The sequence below is a fragment of the Candidatus Limnocylindrales bacterium genome, from assembly GCA_035626395.1.
In the GTDB taxonomy this organism is placed as follows: domain Bacteria; phylum Desulfobacterota; class Binatia; order UBA1149; family CAITLU01; genus DASPNH01.
In genome coordinates, this window is the sequence record DASPNR010000002.1 from 197287 (window position 1) to 214336 (window position 17050).

Below are 17050 nucleotides of genomic sequence, written 5' to 3' on the forward strand. Positions count from 1 at the left end.
TGCCGTCCATGCCCCACTTCGACTACCTCGTCATCGGCAGCGGCATCGCAGGAATGACGTTCGCCGTGCGTGCGGCGGTGCAGGGACGGGTTGCCATCCTGACCAAGCGCGCGCTCGAGGACTCCAACACGAACTGGGCACAGGGCGGTGTGGCTGCAGTGTGGGCTGCCGACGATTCGGTCGAGCAGCACGTCCGCGACACCATCGAAGCCGGCGCCGGGCTGTGCAATCGCGACGTCGTCGAGCTGGTCGTCTCCGAAGGGCCGGCGCGCATTCGTGAACTCATCGCTCTCGGCGTGCAGTTCTCGCTGAAGAACGGCGAAGGCTCGGCCGGTGGCGCAGGCGACTATGAGCTGGGGCTGGAAGGCGGCCATTCGCGGCGCCGCATCCTCCATGCCGCCGATCACACCGGAAAGGAGATGGTGCGGGCGCTGTCCGCCGAGGTGCGGCGCAATCCGAATATCGACGTCTTCGAGAGCCGCTTCGCGATCGACCTGCTGATCGACGAGAAGTTCGGCTACTCGCACGGCCAGCCGCAGTGCTGGGGAGCCTACGTGCTCGATACCACCACCGGCGCCGTCGACGCGTTCACCGCCGGCGCTACGCTGCTGGCAACCGGCGGCACCGGCAAGGTCTACCTGTACACGTCCAATCCCGACATCGCCTCGGGCGACGGCATCGCCATGGCCTGGCGCGCCGGCTGCCGCGTGGCGGACATGGAATTCATCCAGTTCCATCCCACGTGTCTGTACCATCCGCAGGCCAAGTCTTTCCTGGTCACCGAGGCCATGCGCGGCGAAGGTGCCGTCCTGCGCCGGCCCGACGGGCAGCCGTTCATGGCCAACTACGATCCGCGCGGCGAGCTGGCGCCCCGCGATATCGTTGCACGCGCGATCGATCACGAGATGAAGATGGCCGGCTTCGACAACGTGCTGCTGGACGTGACGGCGCGCGGTGAGGATTTCATCAAGCGGCGCTTCCCCGCCATCTACGAGCGCTGCCTGACCTACGGCATCGACATCACCAGGCAGCCGATCCCGGTCGTGCCGGCGCAGCACTACATGTGCGGTGGCGTGATGACGGGGCTGGACGGCGAGACCTCGGTGGATCGCCTCTACGCCGCCGGCGAGGTCGCGATGACGGGGCTTCACGGTGCCAACCGGCTCGCCTCCAACTCGCTGCTCGAGGGCCTGGTGTTCGGGCACCGCGCCGCCGAGCACGCGCGCCGGCGCCTCGCGCAGGATCCGCAGCCGCCGCCGAGAATCCCCGCCTGGAGCTCCGGGCGTGCCACCGACATCAACGAATCGGTGGTCATCGCGCACAACTGGGACGAGATCCGCCGCCTGATGTGGAACTACGTCGGCATCGTCCGCAGCGACCGGCGCCTGGCGCGGGCCGCGGCGCGCATCACGATGATCCGCGAGGAGATCCAGCAGTACTACTGGGACTTCCTGGTCACCCGCGACCTGCTCGAGCTGCGCAACATCGCGCTGGTGGCTGACCTGATGGTACGGTCGGCGCGGACGCGGCGGGAGAGCCGCGGGCTGCACTACAACGTCGACTGCCCGGAGCGCGACGATGCGCATTGGCTCCGGCACACGGTGATCTGACTCAACTGCCGGCTTTGCCGGTTCGCTGCATCTCGTTGGCGTGGAACAGCCGCATCTGTCGCGGCTCGCCGTCGTGGTTCACCGTCACCGGATATTCCTTGGAGAAGCACGCGTCGCAGAAACCCTGCCCCGGCGGCTCGGCGCTATTGCGGAAGGCGTAGAGGCCTTCGCGCGAAAGATAGGCCAGCGAGTCAGCGCCGATGTATTCGCGGATACCCTCGAGGTCGAGGTTGTTGGCGATCAGCTCGCCGTGCGTCGGCGTGTCCACGCCGAAGTAGCACGGGCTGATGGTCGGCGGCGCGCTGATGCGCAGGTGCACCTCGGTGGCTCCGGCGCTCCGGATCATGCGCACGATCTTGCGGCTGGTGGTGCCGCGTACGATCGAGTCGTCGATGACGATGGCCCGCTTGCCTTCGAGCACGTCGCGCTGCGCGTTGAGCTTCACCTTGACGCCGAAGTTTCGGATCGAGTCCGACGGCTCGATGAACGTCCGGCCGACGTAGTGGTTGCGGATCAGCCCGAGCTCAAAAGGCAGTCCGGACTCCTCCGAGAACCCCAGCGCGGCAGGAACGCCGGAGTCGGGCACGGGCACGACGATGTCGGCCGGCACCAGCGACTCGCGCGCGAGCTGGCGTCCCATCTCCTTTCGCACTTCGTAGACGTTGCGGCCGAAGACGCGGCTGTCGGGTCGGGCGAAGTAGACGTATTCGAAGATGCAGGCCCGCGTGGGCACGTGGCCGAAGGGGCGGATGGATTTCACCTCCCCGCCCTTGAACTGCACCACCTCGCCCGGCTCGATCTCGCGCACGTACTCGGCCTCCACCAGATCGAGCGCGCAGGTTTCGGATGCGACGACCCAGCCTCCGCTGGCAAAGCGCCCGAGCACCAGAGGCCGGAAGCCGTGCGGATCGCGGGCGGCGATCAACTCGTCCTCCGACAGGAACAGCACGCAGTACGCCCCTTCGACTTCGCCGAGTGCGTCGATGACGCGCTGGAGCAGCTCGGGGCGCTTGGACTGCGCCACCAGATGCACCAGCACCTCGGTGTCGGAGGTGGACTGGAAGATCGAGCCGTCCTCTTCGAGACGGCGCCGAAGGTCACCCGCGTTGACGAAGTTGCCGTTGTGGCACACCGCCAGGCTGCCGAGCGAGTATTCCGCCACCAGCGGTTGCGTATTGCGCAGCAGCGTCTCGCCGGCGGTGGAGTAGCGGTTGTGGCCGATGGCGTTGTTGCCGGCCAGCCGCCGGATGATGTTCGCATCGAAAACGTCGGCGACCAGTCCCAGCTCGCGGTGGCTGATCAGCGCCTGCCCGTCGCTGGAGACGATGCCGGACCCTTCCTGCCCCCGGTGCTGCAGCGCATACAGGCCCAGGTAGACGAGGTTGGCCGCCTCGGGCTGGCCGTACACGCCCACGACCGCACATTCCTCATGGAACCGGTCGAGCTCGGCCGTCGAGCGGCCGTGGACCTGAGGAATGCACGAGATCTTCGACATACTAGGTACGCTTCGCGACGGACGACAGGGCACGCTGCGCGCGCGCCGCACGAGTCTGTTCGTACTCGCCCAGGGCGATGGCGGGCAGCGTCTCGCGCCACGCGTCGCCAAGCTCGAGCACCGACACGTCCACGAGCGAGCCGCCGGCGGTGCTTCGTATCCGGAGCCGGTCGCCGCCGCTGGACCCCAGGTGCGTCGCCGCGATGCCGGCCGCCTTCGCTCGCGCCAGCACATCTTCGGTGCGCGCGCCCGCCACTGCTACCAGGATTCGGCAGCCGCTTTCTCCGAACAGGGCCGTGTCGGCGCGCCCGGGGACGTCGACTTCCACGGTCGCGCCAACGTCGCCGGCGATGCACATCTCAGCCAGCGCGATTGCCACGCCGCCGTCGGAAACGTCGTGGGCGCAGGTCACGGTGCCCTCGGCGATCAGGGCCCGGCACAGCTCGCCGAGAGCGCGCTCGGCGGCCAGATCGACGGGTGGTGGCCGGTCGCCGGTCAGGCCGTGGCGAAAGGCCAGATACTCCGATCCCTCGAGAACGGGCGTTCCCCCGCCGAGCAGGAGGATGTCGGCCGATGGCGGCAAGGCAATCCTTGCCACTGCGCGCGCGTCCTCGATGAGACCGACGAGCGAGACCGTCGGCGTCGGCGGGATCGAGGCGCCCTGCGTGTCGTTGTAGAAGCTGACGTTGCCGGAGATGACGGCGATCTCCAGCGTCCTGCACGCCTCGGCCATGCCGTCGATGGCGCGCGCGAACTGCCACATCACTTCCGGTTTTTCGGGGCTGCCGAAGTTGAGGCAGTCGCTGATGGCCAGCGGCCGCGCTCCCGTCACGTAGACGTTGCGCGCCGCCTCCACCACGGCATGCTGCGCGCCGACGAAGGGATCGAGCGAGCAGTAGCGCGCGTTGCAGTCAGTGCTCATCGCCAGCGCCCCGCCCGTCTCGCGCACCCGGACCACCGCGGCGTCGCCGCCCGGCTGCACGACCGTGTTGGCGCCGACGTAGGAGTCGTACTGGCGATAGACCCAGCTCTTGCTGCACAGGTTCGGCGCGACGATCAGGTCGAGGAGCTCGCTCGACAGATCGTGCGGCAGCGGCAGCGCTGCCTCGTCCAGCCGCGGCGGGCGGCTTCGCGGCTCCTGGATCGGCCGCTCGTACTTCGGCGCGGCGTCCGTAAGCGCGGCGATCGGGATCGATGCGACCTGCTGCCCGTGATGGAACGCTTCGAAGCGGCCGGTGTCCGTGATCTCCCCGACCTCGACGCAGTCCAAACCCCAGCGCGTGTAGACCTCGCGCACCGCGGCCTGGCGCCCCTGGTGCACGACCAGCAGCATGCGCTCCTGCGACTCGGACAGCAGCATCTCGTAGGGAGTCAGGTCGGCTTCCCGCAACGGGATGCGATCGAGATCGAGGCGAATGCCGACCTCGCCGCGTGATGCCATCTCCACCGACGAGCTGGTCAGGCCGGCGGCCCCCATGTCCTGGATGGCCACGACGTCGTTGCCGCGCAGCACTTCCAGGCACGCTTCGATGAGCACCTTCTCGGTGAACGGATCGCCGACCTGCACGGTCGGCTTCATCTGCTCGGACTCTTCCTTGAACTCCGAGGACGCCAGCAAGCTGGCGCCGTGGATGCCGTCGCGCCCCGTCTTGGAGCCCACGTACAGCACCGGATTGCCGGTGCCCTTGGCCACGGCCCGGAAGATGCGGTCCGCGCGCACGATGCCGAGGGTGAACGCGTTGACCAGGATGTTGCCGTTGTAGCCGGGATCGAAAACGACCTCGCCGCCCACCGTTGCCACGCCCACCGAGTTTCCGTAGCCGCCTACGCCTGCCACCACGCCTTTGAGCAGGAACGGCGTCTTCTCGTGGTCCGGCGATCCGAAGCGCAGCGAGTTCATGCTGGCGACCGGCCGAGCACCCATCGTGAAGATGTCGCGCAGGATGCCGCCGACGCCGGTGGCCGCGCCCTGATAGGGCTCGATGTAGGACGGATGGTTGTGGCTCTCGATCTTGAAGATCGCCGCCATGCCGCCGCCGATGTCGACCGCGCCGGCGTTCTCGCCCGGTCCCTGCAGCACCGCCGGCCCGCTCTGCGGCAGGCGCCGCAGATGAACGCGCGAGCTCTTGTAGCTGCAGTGCTCGGACCACATGACCGAGAACACGCCGAGCTCTTCGAACGTGGGCGTGCGGCCCGACAGGTGCTCGAGGATGCGCTCGTACTCCTGACTGGTCAGGCCGTGCTCGAGCGCCAGGCTTTCGTCGACGGGCCGGAGTTTGGGCGCTGCGCTCACGCCCTGCTCTCCTGCGCGGCGCCACGCGCCGCGCGCTCGAGCCACAGCGCGGCGGAGCGGAACAGATAGGCGCCGTCGGTCGAGCCGAGGACCGCATCGACGGCATGCTCGGGATGCGGCATCAGCCCGACGACGTTGCCGGCGTCGTTGGCCACCCCGGCGATGTCGCGCATCGCTCCGTTGGGCGCGTCGGCGGTGTAGCGGAAGATCACCCGGCCTTCGCGCTCGAGGCGGTCCAGCTCATGAGGTGGCGCCACGAAGCAGCCCTCACCGTGCTTGACCGGAATCTCCAGGAGCTGGCCCGGAAGGCATGCGCCGGTGAAGGCGGTCTCGGTGTTCTCCACGCGGATGTGGACCGGCAGGCAGAGGAAGCGCAGCGAGCGGTTGCGCACCAGCGCGCCCGGCAGCAGCCCGGCCTCGCACAGGATCTGGAAGCCGTTGCAGATGCCGAGCACGGGCCCGCCGGCGCGGGCATGCGCGGCGACCGCACGCATGACCGGCGAGAAGCGCGCCATGGCGCCGCAGCGCAGGTAGTCGCCGTAGGAGAAACCGCCCGGCAGCACGACCGCGTCGGCGCCTCGAAGGTCCTCGTCGCCGTGCCACAGCGGCACCGCCTGATCGCCGAGCAGCGAGACGGCGTAGCAGGCGTCGCGGTCGTCACAGGTTCCGGGAAAGGTGACGACGCCCCACTTCACGACCTCTGCTCCTCGACGTCGAAGCGGAAGTCCTCGATGATCTCGTTGGCCAGCAGCCGCCGGCACATCTCGTCCACCCGCGTGCGCACCGCCCCGGCGCTGTCGCCGTCGACGTGGAGCTCGATGAGCTTGCCGATGCGCGCGTCGGCCACCTCACGGAAGCCCAGCGAATGCAGCGACCCCTCCACGGCCTTGCCCTGCGGATCCAGGATCGAAGGCTTGGGCATGAGGTAGATCCGGGCCAGGAATCGCAACGTCCGCTCTCCTACTGCGCGATGCGCCGGTCGATTTCGTAGTACGCCTCGGCCACGTCGCCGAGGTCCTGGCGGAAGCGGTCCTTGTCGAGCTTCTTGCGTGTGGCCGCGTCCCAGAAGCGGCAGGTGTCGGGGCAGATCTCGTCGCCGAGCAGCACCTTGCCGTCGCTGGTGCGCCCGAACTCGAGCTTGAAGTCGACCAGGATGATGCCGCGCTCGAGCATGAACGGCTTGAGGAACGCGTTCACCGCCAACGTCTGCCCTCGGATCTCGGCGAGCTCCTGCGCCGTGGCCCAGCCGAAGCCGGTTGCGTGATCGTCGTTGATGAGCGGATCGCCGAGCTCGTCGGACTTGTAGCAGAACTCGATGATGGGATTGCGCGGCTCCTCGCCCTCCGGACGCGCCAGGCGCTTGCCGAGGCTGCCGGTGACGAGGTTTCGCAGGATCGTCTCGACGGGGATGATGGTGAGGCGCCGCACCAGCATCTCGCGCTCGTTGAGCAGCTCGAGAAAGTGGTTGTCGATGCCGCGCTCGCGAAGCAGCGTGAAGAAGCGCGCGGAGATGCGTGCGTTGAGCATCCCCTTCGACGTGATCTGGTCCTTCTTCTGTCCGTTGAACGCGGTGGCGTCGTCCTTGAAGAAGAAGATCAGCTTGTCGGGGTCGGTCGTCGCGTAGATCTTCTTGGCCTTTCCTTCGGCGATGAGCTCTGTCTTTTGCGGTGCAGCCACGGTCTTACTCCTCGAGCACTCGGTCTATGATGGTCTGGACGTGCGTCAGCGCGTGGCGCACATCGAACGCATCCTCCATTTCCGCCCGGCTCAGGTGCCGGGAAATGTCGACATCGCTTGCCACATGCGCGCGGAAGTCCCCATCGCTCAGCGCACAGCGCTGCACCCACCCATACGCCTCCTCGCGCCGGACGCCCTTGTCGACCAGCGCCAACAGTAATCTCTCCGAGGACAGGCGCCCGCCGGTCAGGTCGAGATTTTTCGCCATGGCTGCGGGCCGGACCTCCAGGCCCTCCACCACCCGCGTCAGTCGCGCGAGCATGAAGTCCAGAGCGGTGGTGGCATCGGGCCCGATCACCCGCTCGGCGGCGGAGTGGCTGATGTCGCGCTCGTGCCAGAGCGCGATGTTCTCGAGCGCGGCCAGCGAACTGGCGCGGACGATGCGGGCGAGGCCGCACAGGTTCTCCGAAAGGATGGGGTTTCGCTTGTGCGGCATCGCCGACGATCCCTTCTGCCCCTTGGCGAAGGGCTCCAGGGCCTCGAGCAGCTCGGTGCGCTGCAGGTGGCGGATCTCGGTGGCGAAACGCTCGATGCCGCCGGCGATCACCGCCAGCGTCGTGAAGAAGGCGGCGTGGCGGTCGCGGGGGACCACCTGCGTGGCCATCGGCTCGGGCCTCAGCCCGAGCTCGGCCAGGACTTCGGCTTCGATGTCGGGGCCGTTGACGGCGTAGGTGCCGACCGCTCCCGACAGCTTGCCGAAGGAGATGTCTTCCCTGGCCGCGAGCAGCCGCCTGCGCGCCCTGCCGAGCTCCGCGTACCACCCCGCCAGCTTCAGGCCGAACGTGATGGGCTCGGCATGGATGCCGTGGCTGCGGCCGACCATCACCGTGTCGCGATGGGCGAGCACCTGCCTGCGCACGGCCGCGCGCAGGCCATCGACGCCTTCGAGCAGAATGCCGCTGGCCTCCTTGAGCTGGAGGGCGAAGGCCGTGTCGACGACGTCCGAGGAGGTCATGCCGAAGTGCAGGAAGCGCCCGGCCTCGCCCACCGTCTCGGCCACGGCCGTGACGAAGGCGATGACGTCGTGGTGCACCTGCGCCTCGATCTCCGCGACGCGATCGGCGTCGACCCTGGCCCTGGCGCGAATCTCCTCGACCGCCTGGTCGGGAATCGTGCCGCGGCGGGCCAGCGCGGCGCAGACGCCGATCTCGATGGCGAGCATCAGCTCGTAACGATGCTGATCGCTCCACAGAGCGCCCATGGCCGGGCGCGTGTAACGGGGTATCATCCGGTTGCCCTCGCGGTTGCCCTGGCGGTGCCGTCGGCGTCGCACCTCGCTGCCGCGAGTCGCGGTGCAAGCAGGCGACGGGAAGACGGGAGCGGCCGCGCGACGATCAGGAGGATGTGTGGCCGAAACCGCCGCCGCCACGCCCGGTCTCGCCGAGGCTTCCGACCTCTTCGAGGCGGCACCGGGCCACGGGGCAGATCACGAGCTGCGCGATTCTCTGTCCCGGCTCGACGGTGACGGGCTCGGTTCCGATGTTGATCAGGATGACGGCGACTTCGCCGCGGTAATCCGGATCGATCGTCCCCGGAGCGTTCGGAATGCTCAGACCGTGCTTGAGCGCGAGCCCGCTGCGCGGGCGAACCTGGCCCTCGTAGCCACGGGGTATGGCAATCGCAAATCCGGTGGGAACCAGTGTGCGCTCGCCGGGAGCGAGCGTGATCGGCGCCTCCAGCGCGGCAGGCAGATCCATTCCGACCGCACCTTCGGTCATGTAGCGCGGCAACGGCAGCGTCGTGTCGCGCACGCGCGTGATGGCCACGCGCACCTCGCGTTCATCGCTGCTCATGCGTCAGGTGGCGGGCAGTGCCATGAGGTCGCCTTCGACGTCGCCGAGCAGAACGGCGGCGGCGCGATCGAAGCTGAACAGCTCGCGCGCCAGCGCGACGATGTCGTCGTTGGTGACGGCCTCGATCGCCCTCGTGATCTCTTCGATCGCCAGCGGGCGATCGAAGTAGAGCATGTTGCGCCCGATGCGCGACATGCGGCTGTCGGTGGTCTCCAGCGAGAGCGGAATGCTGCCCACGAGCTGGTTCTTGACGCGGTCGAGCTCGCCGGCACCGAGGCCGTCGCGGCACACCGAGCGCAGCTCCTCGAAGATGATGTCGCTGACTTCGGCCACCGACTCGCGCGCGCAGGCCGCGTAGACGCCGGTGTAGCCGATGTCGTGGAACGGATCCTGGAACGCGTAGATGGAGTAGGCCTTGCCGCGCTCCTCGCGGATGCGCTGGAAGAGGCGTGAGCTCATTCCACCGCCGAGCGCGGCGATGAGAACTTCGGCGGCTTCGCGCCGAGGATCGATCACCGACAGGCCGGGCATGCCGATCAGCACGTGCGCCTGCTCGATCTCGCGCTTGACGACGTAGAGGCCCGGCCGGAAGTCGGGCCGGTCGATGCGGCGCTCGGCACCGTTCTGCGGTTCGAGCGATCCGAAGATGGCGCGGCAGCGCGCCACCAGGTCGTCGTGATCGAGACGCCCGGCCGCCGAAATGACGAGCCGGTCGGGACGGCGGAACTCGCGCAGGAAGCCGACCACGTCCTCACGCGTGATGCGCTCGACGCTGGCCAGCGTGCCCGCCACGGGCCAGCCCAGCGGATGGCCGGGCCAGTAGCAGGAGAGGAAATGGTCGTGGCAGTACTCTTCGGGATCATCCTCGACGTCGAGGATTTCCTGGATGATGACCTCTCGCTCGAGCTCCACGTCCTGCGCTCGCGGCTCGGCGTGCAGCACCAGATCGGAGAGCACCTCCAGCGCCACGTCCCCGTGCTCGTGCAGCACGCGGGCGTGGTAGCAGGTGTACTCCTTGTCCGTGAACGCATCGATGCTGCCGCCGCGGCGCTCGATGGACTCGGCGATCTCGCGCGCCGAGCGGCTCGGCGTTCCCTTGAAGAGCAGATGCTCGGCGAAGTGCGCGATGCCGATCGTGCGCTCCTCTTCGTAGCGCGATCCGGTATCGACCCACACGCCGAGCGCCAGCGATGGTACGTCACGGACCGTCTCGGTCACGACGCGGACGCCGTTCTCGAGACGCGTGACGCGCAGGAGCTCGCTCAAGCGTTATCCCCGCTGGCCTGTTCCTTCTCCGCCATCTCCCGGCGCGCTTCCTTCAGGCTCAGGCGGATCTTCCCCTGCCGGTCCACTTCCAGGACCTTCACGGGAATCTTGTCGCCTTCCTTGACCACGTCGCGCACGCTCTCGACCCGCCGGTCCTCGAGCTGCGAGATGTGCAGCAGGCCGTCGGTGCCGGGCAGGATTTCGACGAAGGCGCCGAAGTCGGTGATGCGGCGGACCGTGCCGTGGTAGATGCGTCCGACCTCGGGGCTGGCGGTGATGCCGTGGATGATGTCGAGCGCGCGCTGCATAGCCTCGCCATCGCTCGATGCCACCAGGACCGTGCCGTCGTCGGAGACGTCGATCTTGCAGCCGGTCTGATCGACGATCCCGCGGATGACCTTGCCGCCGGGGCCGATGAGGTCGCGGATCTTGTCGGGATGGATGCGGATGGTCTCGATGCGCGGAGCGTGGATCGACATGACGTCGCGCGCCTGGGGCAGCGCCTTCGCCATCTCCGCAAGGATGTGCAGGCGCGCCGTGCGCGCCTTGTGCACGGCGTCGCGCATGACCTCGCGAGGCAGGCCTTCGACCTTGATGTCCATCTGCACCGCGGTGATGCCCTTTTCGGTGCCTGCGATCTTGAAGTCCATGTCGCCGAGATGGTCCTCGTCGCCGAGGATGTCGGTGAGCACGTAGAATCCGTCGTTCTCGGCGATGAGGCCCATGGCCACGCCGGCAACCGCCGCCTTGATCGGGACGCCGGCATCCATCAGCGACAGCGACGCGCCGCACACCGTGGCCATCGAGGAGGAGCCGTTGGATTCGGTGATCTCCGAGACCACGCGCAGCGTGTACGGGAACTCATCGGGGCTCGGCAGCACCGCGCTGACCGCCCGCTCCGCCAGGGCGCCATGACCGATCTCGCGGCGGCCGGCCGAGCGCAGCATCTTGGCCTCGCCCACGCTGTAGGGCGGGAAGTTGTAGTGCAGCATGAAGCGCTTCTTGGTGTCGCCGAGCAGCGAATCGATGCGCTGCTCGTCGGCCGAGGTACCGAGAGTGGCCACGACGATGGCCTGCGTTTCACCGCGCGTGAACAGCGCGCTGCCGTGCGTGCGCGGCAGAAAACCGCATTCGATGGCGATCGGCCGTACCGTGTGCAGGTCGCGGCCGTCGACGCGGAGCCCCTTGGTGACGATGTCGCCGCGAACGATGTCTTCCTTGACACGGCCGTAGGCCGCACCGACCTCGCCCATGCGCTCGGAGAGCTCGGGCGGAATCAGCGCCTTGAATTCCTTCTTGGCGACCTCGAGTTGCGCGTAGCGCTCCTGCTTGACCGTGATCGAGTAGGCCTTTCGCAGCAGCGGCTCGGCGATCTCGCGCACGCGGCTGAGCACGTCCTCGGGTATGGTCGGCGCGGTGAACTCGCGCTTGGGCTGCCCCGCCAGGCGGCGCAGCTCCTCCTGCATGTCGATGATCGGGATGATCTGCTCGTGCCCGAAGTACAGGGCCTCCAGCAGCTCGTCCTCGGGCACCTGCTGCGCGCCGCCCTCGACCATGACGATCGAATCGCGCTTGGCCGCGACCAGCAGGTTGATGTCGCACGCTTCCAGCTCATCGACCGTCGGGTTGGCGATGAGCTTTCCGCTGAGGCGCCCGACGCGCACGCCGCCGATGGGGCCGCCGAAGGGAATGTCCGAGATGTGCAGCGCCGCCGAGCTGCCGATCAGGCTGATGACGTCGGGCGCGCCGGCGCGGTCCGCCGACAGCACCGTGGCGATGATCTGCGTCTCGTTGCGGTAGCCCTCCGGGAACAGAGGGCGGATCGGACGGTCGATGCAGCGGCAGGTCAGGATCTCGTCGGCGCCGGGACGGCCCTCACGCTTGAAGAAGCCGCCGGGGATCTTGCCGGCGGCAAATGCCTTTTCCTGGTACTCGACCGTGAGTGGAAAGAAATCGACGCCCTCTCGCGGGCTGTCCTGGGATACTGCGGTGACGAGGACGACGGTGTCGTTGTACGAGACCACCACCGCGCCATGGGCCTGCTTGGCGATCCGACCCGTCTCCAGGACGAGCCGACGCCCACCGATTTCGAGGGCTACTTCATGCCTCATTTCAAGAACTTCTCCTGACCTATGATGTTTCGCGGTCGGGAGAAGAGGCAGGGAGACTGTGCGCTACTTACGAATGCCGAGCCGTTCGATGACGTTCACGTAACGGTCGTGGTCCGTCCTCTTGAGATAATCCAAGAGGCGGCGTCGCTGACTGACCAGCTTGAGCAAGCCGCGGCGCGAGTGATGGTCCTTGGCGTGAACCTTGAAATGCTCCGTGAGATGCGTGATGCGCGTGCTCAACAGAGCGATCTGCACTTCGGGCGAGCCGGAGTCGGACTCGTGCCTTCGGTAGGCCGAGATGAGTTCCTGCTTTGCTTGCTTGTTTTCGGCGATGCTGGTCACGGACGTGTCGCTTGTTCCTTTCCTCTTCTTCCGTCTGAGCCGCAGGCAGTTAACACGGGCCGGCGAGGTTGGCAAGGCAAGCGAGGGCCTTCACGAGGCCGCGGCGCGAGGCGCCGCGAACACTCGTTCGAGCGTCCACAGCTTTCCCTGTGCCACCGCCACCGCCACCAGGTCGGAGCCGGCGGCGATGCGGATACGTTCGCCCGCCGCAAAAGCCGGCCCCAGACGAGAAAGAGGATGCTGGCGCCCCAGACGAAGATCGGCGGCGTCCGCTGGCGCGATGCGGACGAGCCGGAGATGAGCGGCCGCTTCGATCAGCGGCACGATGGCGGCCTCGGCCTCGGGCCGGCCGTCCTCATCCATGATACGGGACAGTGGAATCGCCGCGTCGACGCGCAGCGCGCCGACGCGGGTGCGGCGCAGGCTCTCGAGCACGGCGCCGCAGCCGAGCGCTTCGCCGATGTCTCGCGCCAGCGAGCGAACGTAGAAGCCCTTGGAGCAGTCGATCGTGATCTCCAGCCGGCGATCCTCGAGCGCGGTCAGCTCCAGGCGGTCCACGCGCACGGGTCGCGGCTGCAGCTGCGGAGCCAGGCCGCGACGGGCCAGCTCATACATCGGCCGCCCGCCGACCTTGATGGCCGAGAATGCGGGCGGCACCTGCAGGACCTCTCCGGTATGCTCCGCCGCCAGCGCATCCAGCCGCGCCTGGTCCAGCGCGGGGAGGGGCCCACCGGCCTCGACGTTGCCGGTGATGTCGAGCGTGTCGCTGCGCACACCCAGGCGGATGACGCCTTCGTAGGTCTTGTCCGAATCGGTCAGGTAGCCGGCGAGCTTGGTGCCTTCGCCGAGGCACAGCGGCAGCAGCCCGGTGGCGAACGGATCGAGCGTTCCGGCATGGCCCGCCTTGACGCCGCCGAGCACGCGCCGCACGCGCGCGACCACGCCGGCCGACGTCACGTCGATCGGCTTGTCCACCAGCAGAAGACCGCTGGGACCGTCGCCGCCGCCCCTTCGTCGCCCGCGCATCGCTCTCACTCTCCCTGCCCTGCGCCGCCGCCGCCCTTGAGCAGCTTCTCGATGCGCTCGGCGCGCGCCAGGCTCTCGTCGTACTCGAACACCAGCGCCGGAATCGATCGCAGCGCCAGGCGCGTTCCCAGCTCACGCCGCAGATAGCCGCTCGCCGCCGTCAGTGCGTGCGCCGCCTCGGCCGCTTCCTCCTGGCCGCCGAAGCAGCTGAAGTAGACGCGTGCGTGCCTGAGGTCGTCGCTCATGCGCGCGTCGGTCAGCGTCACGCGCGACAGGCGCGCGTCGTGCGTGCCCTCCTCCAGGATCGACGCCAGCGCCTGAACGACCTGACGCGCGACGCGCTCTGCCCTTCTGACTGCCATGATGGTCCGTGCGCGTGAGCCCGCGGCTCAGTAGTTGGCGAACTCGTAGCTCTCGCGTCCCGGCTCGGCCAGGCCGAGCGCCGAAACGAACGTGGATACTTCGCGAAGACAGCGGTCGACGTGATCGCGATCATTGCCGATCTGCGCCACGCCGAGCGTGATCTTCTGCCAGTTGTCGAGGTCGTCGCATTCGGCGACCGAGACGTTGAACTTGTTGCGTACCCTCTGCTTGATCGAGCGCAGCACCGCCCGTTTGCCCTTGAGCGAGTGGTTCTCGGGCAAGTACAGGATCAGGTGCAGAACACCGACGACGACCACGGCCAGACGCTCGAGGCTTGCGCGATCACTCGCGCGCCGCCTGCTCGCTGCGCGGCTGGAGCGTGCGCTTGACCGCGTCCTGCCGGAACGTCTCGATGATGTCGCCCACCTTCACGTCGTTGAAGCGATCCAAGCCGATGCCGCACTCGTAGCCGGCCGCCACCTCGCGTGCATCGTCCTTGAAGCGACGCAGGCTGCCGACCTTGCCCTTGTAGACGACCACGTTGTCGCGCAGCAGCCGGCAGTCGTGGTTTCGGATGATGCTGCCGTCGAGCACGTAGCAGCCGGCAATGGTGCCGCCGGGCACGGTGAAGGTGTTTCGCACCTCCGCGCGGCCCTCGAACACTTCCTTGTACTCGGGCGCCAGCATGCCCTCGAGCGCCGCCTTCACCTCGTCGATGAGCTCGTAGATCACCGAGTGCAGGCGGATGTCCACGGTCTCGCGCTCGGCCAGGGCGCGCGCCTTGGCCTCGGGCCGGACATGAAACCCGACGATGATGGCGTTGGACGCCATCGCCAGCTGCACGTCCGACTCGTTGATGGCGCCGACGCCGCCGTGGATCACGCGCAGCGTGATCTCGTCGTTGGAGAGCTTCTCGAGCGCCGCCTTGATGGCCTCGACCGAGCCGTCCACGTCGGCCTTGATCACGATTCGCAGCTCGAGCGCACCGGTGCTGCTGAACTGCCGCTGCAGGTCCTCGAGGGACATGCGCGTGGTCGCGACGAGCCCCGACTTTCGCGTCGCCTCGCGCCGCATTTCGGCAACCTGCGCGGCCTTGGACGGATCCTCGACGACGACGAAAGCGTCGCCCGCCGACGGCACGCCGTCCAGGCCGATGATCTCGACCGGAGTCGACGGACCGGCCTGCTTGACGGGCCGTCCGGCATGATCGTTCATCGCGCGCACGCGTCCGACGATCTCGCCGCACACGAAATGGTCGCCGTGCTTGAGCGTGCCCTTCTGCACCAGCACCGTGGCCACCGGGCCGCGTCCGCGGTCGAGGCGCGCCTCGACGACGGTGCCGAGCGCGCGCGAGTCGGCCGGCGCGCGCAGCTCGAGCAGCTCGGCCTGCAGCGAGATGGCCTCGAGCAGCTCGTCGATCCCGGTGCCCTTGAGCGCCGAGACGGGCACGAACTGGGTCGTGCCTCCCCACTCCTCGGGCTGCAGACCGTAATCGGTCAGCTGCTGCTTGACGCGGTCGGGATTGGCATCGGGCTTGTCGATCTTGTTGACCGCCACGATCACGGGAACATCGGCAGCCTTGGCGTGATTGATGGACTCGATGGTCTGCGGCATCACGCCGTCGTCGGCGGCAACCACCAGCACGGCGATGTCGGTTACCTGGGCGCCGCGCGAGCGCATGGCCGTGAAGGCCGCGTGACCGGGAGTGTCCAGGAAGCAGATCGGGCCGATGCTCGATTCGACCATGTACGCGCCGATGTGCTGGGTGATGCCGCCCGATTCGGTGGCGATCACGTTGGCCTTGCGGATGGAGTCGAGCAGCGAGGTCTTGCCGTGGTCGACGTGGCCCATGACGGTGACCACCGGCGGCCGCACCTCTCCCTCTTCGATCTCGGTTCCTTCCTCGCCGCCGATGTTCAGAAGGGTATCGACGTCCACGGCCGTGTTCTCGACCGTGTAGCCGAACTCTTCGGCCACCAGCGTGGCGGTGTCGATGTCGAGCAGGTCGTTGGCGGTGCGCATTTCACCCGCGCGCATCAGCGATCCGAGAACCTCGCCCACCTTGATGCCCATGGCCTTGGCCAGGTCCGATGCGGTGGCCGCGGCGTTGATGCGGACGACGCGCTTGCTGGCCTTGGGAACGGTGACCTCGGTCTTGCGCAGCTTCTGGCCGGGCGCCGCGCGCTTCTTGCGCGGCCGAACCTGGTAGGCACGCTCGAGCGCGTCGAACATGTCCTCCTTGCGGACGACCTTGCGCTTCTTCTTGCGACCCTTGTCGGCCTCGCTCTCGCCTTCCTTGGCGGGCTTGGCGGGGGCCGTTCCCGGCGCGGCCTGAGCCGGCTGCTGAGCCGGCCGGGCTGCCGCGGGCTTGCGCGTCAGATCGATGCGGCCGAGCACGCGTGCGCCGCCGCGGCGGGCGCCTTCCTCGGGCGCTTCGACCGGAGGCGCGGCCGGAGCTTCGGCGCGGCTGAGCAGGGCCTCGGTGTAGTCGTCGGTGATGCGCTGGGCTTCGTCCGGCGAGACCTTGTCGGAGAAGTCCTCTTCCTCGACCGGCGGCGCTGGCGGCGGCTCGTCGATGACCGGCTCCAGGATCGGATCGGGCTCGATGATGGGAGCGGGCTCCGGCGGTGCGGCCTCGAGCGTAGGCGTCGTCTCGGCGACCGGTGTTGCAGCCGGCGTCGCTTCCTCGGCGCGTGCGGGCGGCGCCGGTGGCGGCGCGGGAGTCTCGGCCGGTGCCGGCTCGGCCGCGACCATCACGGGCAGCGAGGCGTACGCGAACGGATTGGGGTCGAACAGCGCCAGCGCCTCCGGCGTCAGCTCGATGGCCGTGGCCACCCGGCGGTTGCCGATATTGAGGCTCGGCATGCCGGGCGGTGTCGGCTTCTCCTCGGGCCGCTTGCGCGCGCGGCGGATGACGACCGCGGCCGGCGCGGCTTGCGTGCGGGAAGCCGCGGCGCCGCCGCGACCCTTGCCTACTTCACTGACGTTGCGGCTCTCTGCCATACCTTCTCGTC

At 68.2% G+C, this 17050-nt stretch carries 15 protein-coding genes; 1 reads left to right on the plus strand and 14 read right to left on the minus strand.

Annotated elements, in window-relative coordinates:
• Nucleotides 1-8 precede the first annotated feature (8 nt).
• On the plus strand, nucleotides 9-1610 hold the full coding sequence (gene nadB, locus VEC57_01255; protein HYB97735.1) for an L-aspartate oxidase: 1602 nt from the start codon (nucleotides 9-11) through the stop codon (nucleotides 1608-1610).
• Between the two features lies 1 nt (nucleotide 1611).
• Here the strand turns inward: nadB and purF are convergent, their stop codons facing one another.
• The 14 genes from purF to infB all read right to left on the minus strand — a co-directional run bounded on the left by purF (nucleotide 1612) and on the right by infB (nucleotide 17039).
• Nucleotides 1612-3105 carry an amidophosphoribosyltransferase gene (gene purF / locus VEC57_01260; protein HYB97736.1) on the minus strand — a complete coding sequence of 498 codons (1494 nt, stop codon included), beginning with the start codon at nucleotides 3103-3105 and terminating at the stop codon, nucleotides 1612-1614.
• Between the two features lies 1 nt (nucleotide 3106).
• The gene (purL, locus tag VEC57_01265; protein ID HYB97737.1) at nucleotides 3107-5398 is read right to left on the minus strand and encodes a phosphoribosylformylglycinamidine synthase subunit PurL; all 2292 of its coding nucleotides are present in this window, start codon (nucleotides 5396-5398) and stop codon (nucleotides 3107-3109) included.
• Nucleotides 5395-6093: a phosphoribosylformylglycinamidine synthase subunit PurQ gene (gene purQ / locus VEC57_01270; GenBank protein ID HYB97738.1), complete on the minus strand. Its 699-nt coding sequence runs from the start codon at nucleotides 6091-6093 to the stop codon at nucleotides 5395-5397. Before purQ ends, purL begins: the two co-directional genes overlap by 4 nt.
• Nucleotides 6090-6347: a phosphoribosylformylglycinamidine synthase subunit PurS gene (gene purS, locus VEC57_01275; protein ID HYB97739.1), complete on the minus strand. Its 258-nt coding sequence runs from the start codon at nucleotides 6345-6347 to the stop codon at nucleotides 6090-6092. Before purS ends, purQ begins: the two co-directional genes overlap by 4 nt.
• Nucleotides 6348-6358: 11 nt before the next feature.
• Nucleotides 6359-7075 (minus strand): phosphoribosylaminoimidazolesuccinocarboxamide synthase, encoded by a 717-nt coding sequence (gene purC, locus VEC57_01280; GenBank protein ID HYB97740.1) that lies wholly within the window; start codon nucleotides 7073-7075, stop codon nucleotides 6359-6361.
• A 4-nt stretch (nucleotides 7076-7079) separates the two neighbouring features.
• Nucleotides 7080-8363 carry an adenylosuccinate lyase gene (gene purB, locus VEC57_01285; protein HYB97741.1) on the minus strand — a complete coding sequence of 428 codons (1284 nt, stop codon included), beginning with the start codon at nucleotides 8361-8363 and terminating at the stop codon, nucleotides 7080-7082.
• Nucleotides 8364-8469: 106 nt separating this feature from the next.
• The gene (gene dut / locus VEC57_01290; protein ID HYB97742.1) at nucleotides 8470-8928 is read right to left on the minus strand and encodes a dUTP diphosphatase; all 459 of its coding nucleotides are present in this window, start codon (nucleotides 8926-8928) and stop codon (nucleotides 8470-8472) included.
• A gap of 3 nt (nucleotides 8929-8931) precedes the next feature.
• Nucleotides 8932-10194 (minus strand): pitrilysin family protein, encoded by a 1263-nt coding sequence (locus tag VEC57_01295; protein HYB97743.1) that lies wholly within the window; start codon nucleotides 10192-10194, stop codon nucleotides 8932-8934.
• On the minus strand, nucleotides 10191-12305 hold the full coding sequence (gene pnp, locus VEC57_01300; GenBank protein HYB97744.1) for a polyribonucleotide nucleotidyltransferase: 2115 nt from the start codon (nucleotides 12303-12305) through the stop codon (nucleotides 10191-10193). Before pnp ends, VEC57_01295 begins: the two co-directional genes overlap by 4 nt.
• Nucleotides 12306-12368: 63 nt before the next feature.
• Entirely contained in the window at nucleotides 12369-12638 is a 270-nt protein-coding gene (rpsO, locus tag VEC57_01305) for a 30S ribosomal protein S15 (GenBank protein HYB97745.1), read from the minus strand.
• 99 nt (nucleotides 12639-12737) lie between these two features.
• Nucleotides 12738-13673 (minus strand): tRNA pseudouridine(55) synthase TruB, encoded by a 936-nt coding sequence (gene truB / locus VEC57_01310; protein HYB97746.1) that lies wholly within the window; start codon nucleotides 13671-13673, stop codon nucleotides 12738-12740.
• A gap of 5 nt (nucleotides 13674-13678) precedes the next feature.
• The gene (gene rbfA / locus VEC57_01315; protein ID HYB97747.1) at nucleotides 13679-14035 is read right to left on the minus strand and encodes a 30S ribosome-binding factor RbfA; all 357 of its coding nucleotides are present in this window, start codon (nucleotides 14033-14035) and stop codon (nucleotides 13679-13681) included.
• A 27-nt stretch (nucleotides 14036-14062) separates the two neighbouring features.
• A complete protein-coding gene (locus VEC57_01320) occupies nucleotides 14063-14353 on the minus strand; it encodes a DUF503 domain-containing protein (GenBank protein ID HYB97748.1) in 291 nt (96 codons plus the stop codon).
• Nucleotides 14354-14378: 25 nt separating this feature from the next.
• Nucleotides 14379-17039, minus strand: coding sequence for a translation initiation factor IF-2 (gene infB, locus VEC57_01325; protein HYB97749.1), 2661 nt, complete (start codon nucleotides 17037-17039; stop codon nucleotides 14379-14381).
• Nucleotides 17040-17050: the final 11 nt, after the last annotated feature.

What these genes read in the sequence shown, in the direction of transcription:
- purF (HYB97736.1), bottom strand. Translation starts at nt 3,105, where the DNA reads ATGTCGAAGATCTCGTGCATTCCTCAGGTCCACGGCCGCTCGACGGCC.
- rbfA (HYB97747.1), bottom strand. Translation starts at nt 14,035, where the DNA reads ATGGCAGTCAGAAGGGCAGAGCGCGTCGCGCGTCAGGTCGTTCAGGCG.
- truB (HYB97746.1), bottom strand. Translation starts at nt 13,673, where the DNA reads ATGCGCGGGCGACGAAGGGGCGGCGGCGACGGTCCCAGCGGTCTTCTG.
- pnp (HYB97744.1), bottom strand. Translation starts at nt 12,305, where the DNA reads ATGAGGCATGAAGTAGCCCTCGAAATCGGTGGGCGTCGGCTCGTCCTG.
- dut (HYB97742.1), bottom strand. Translation starts at nt 8,928, where the DNA reads ATGAGCAGCGATGAACGCGAGGTGCGCGTGGCCATCACGCGCGTGCGC.
- infB (HYB97749.1), bottom strand. Translation starts at nt 17,039, where the DNA reads ATGGCAGAGAGCCGCAACGTCAGTGAAGTAGGCAAGGGTCGCGGCGGC.
- purB (HYB97741.1), bottom strand. Translation starts at nt 8,363, where the DNA reads ATGATACCCCGTTACACGCGCCCGGCCATGGGCGCTCTGTGGAGCGAT.
- nadB (HYB97735.1), top strand. Translation starts at nt 9, where the DNA reads ATGCCCCACTTCGACTACCTCGTCATCGGCAGCGGCATCGCAGGAATG.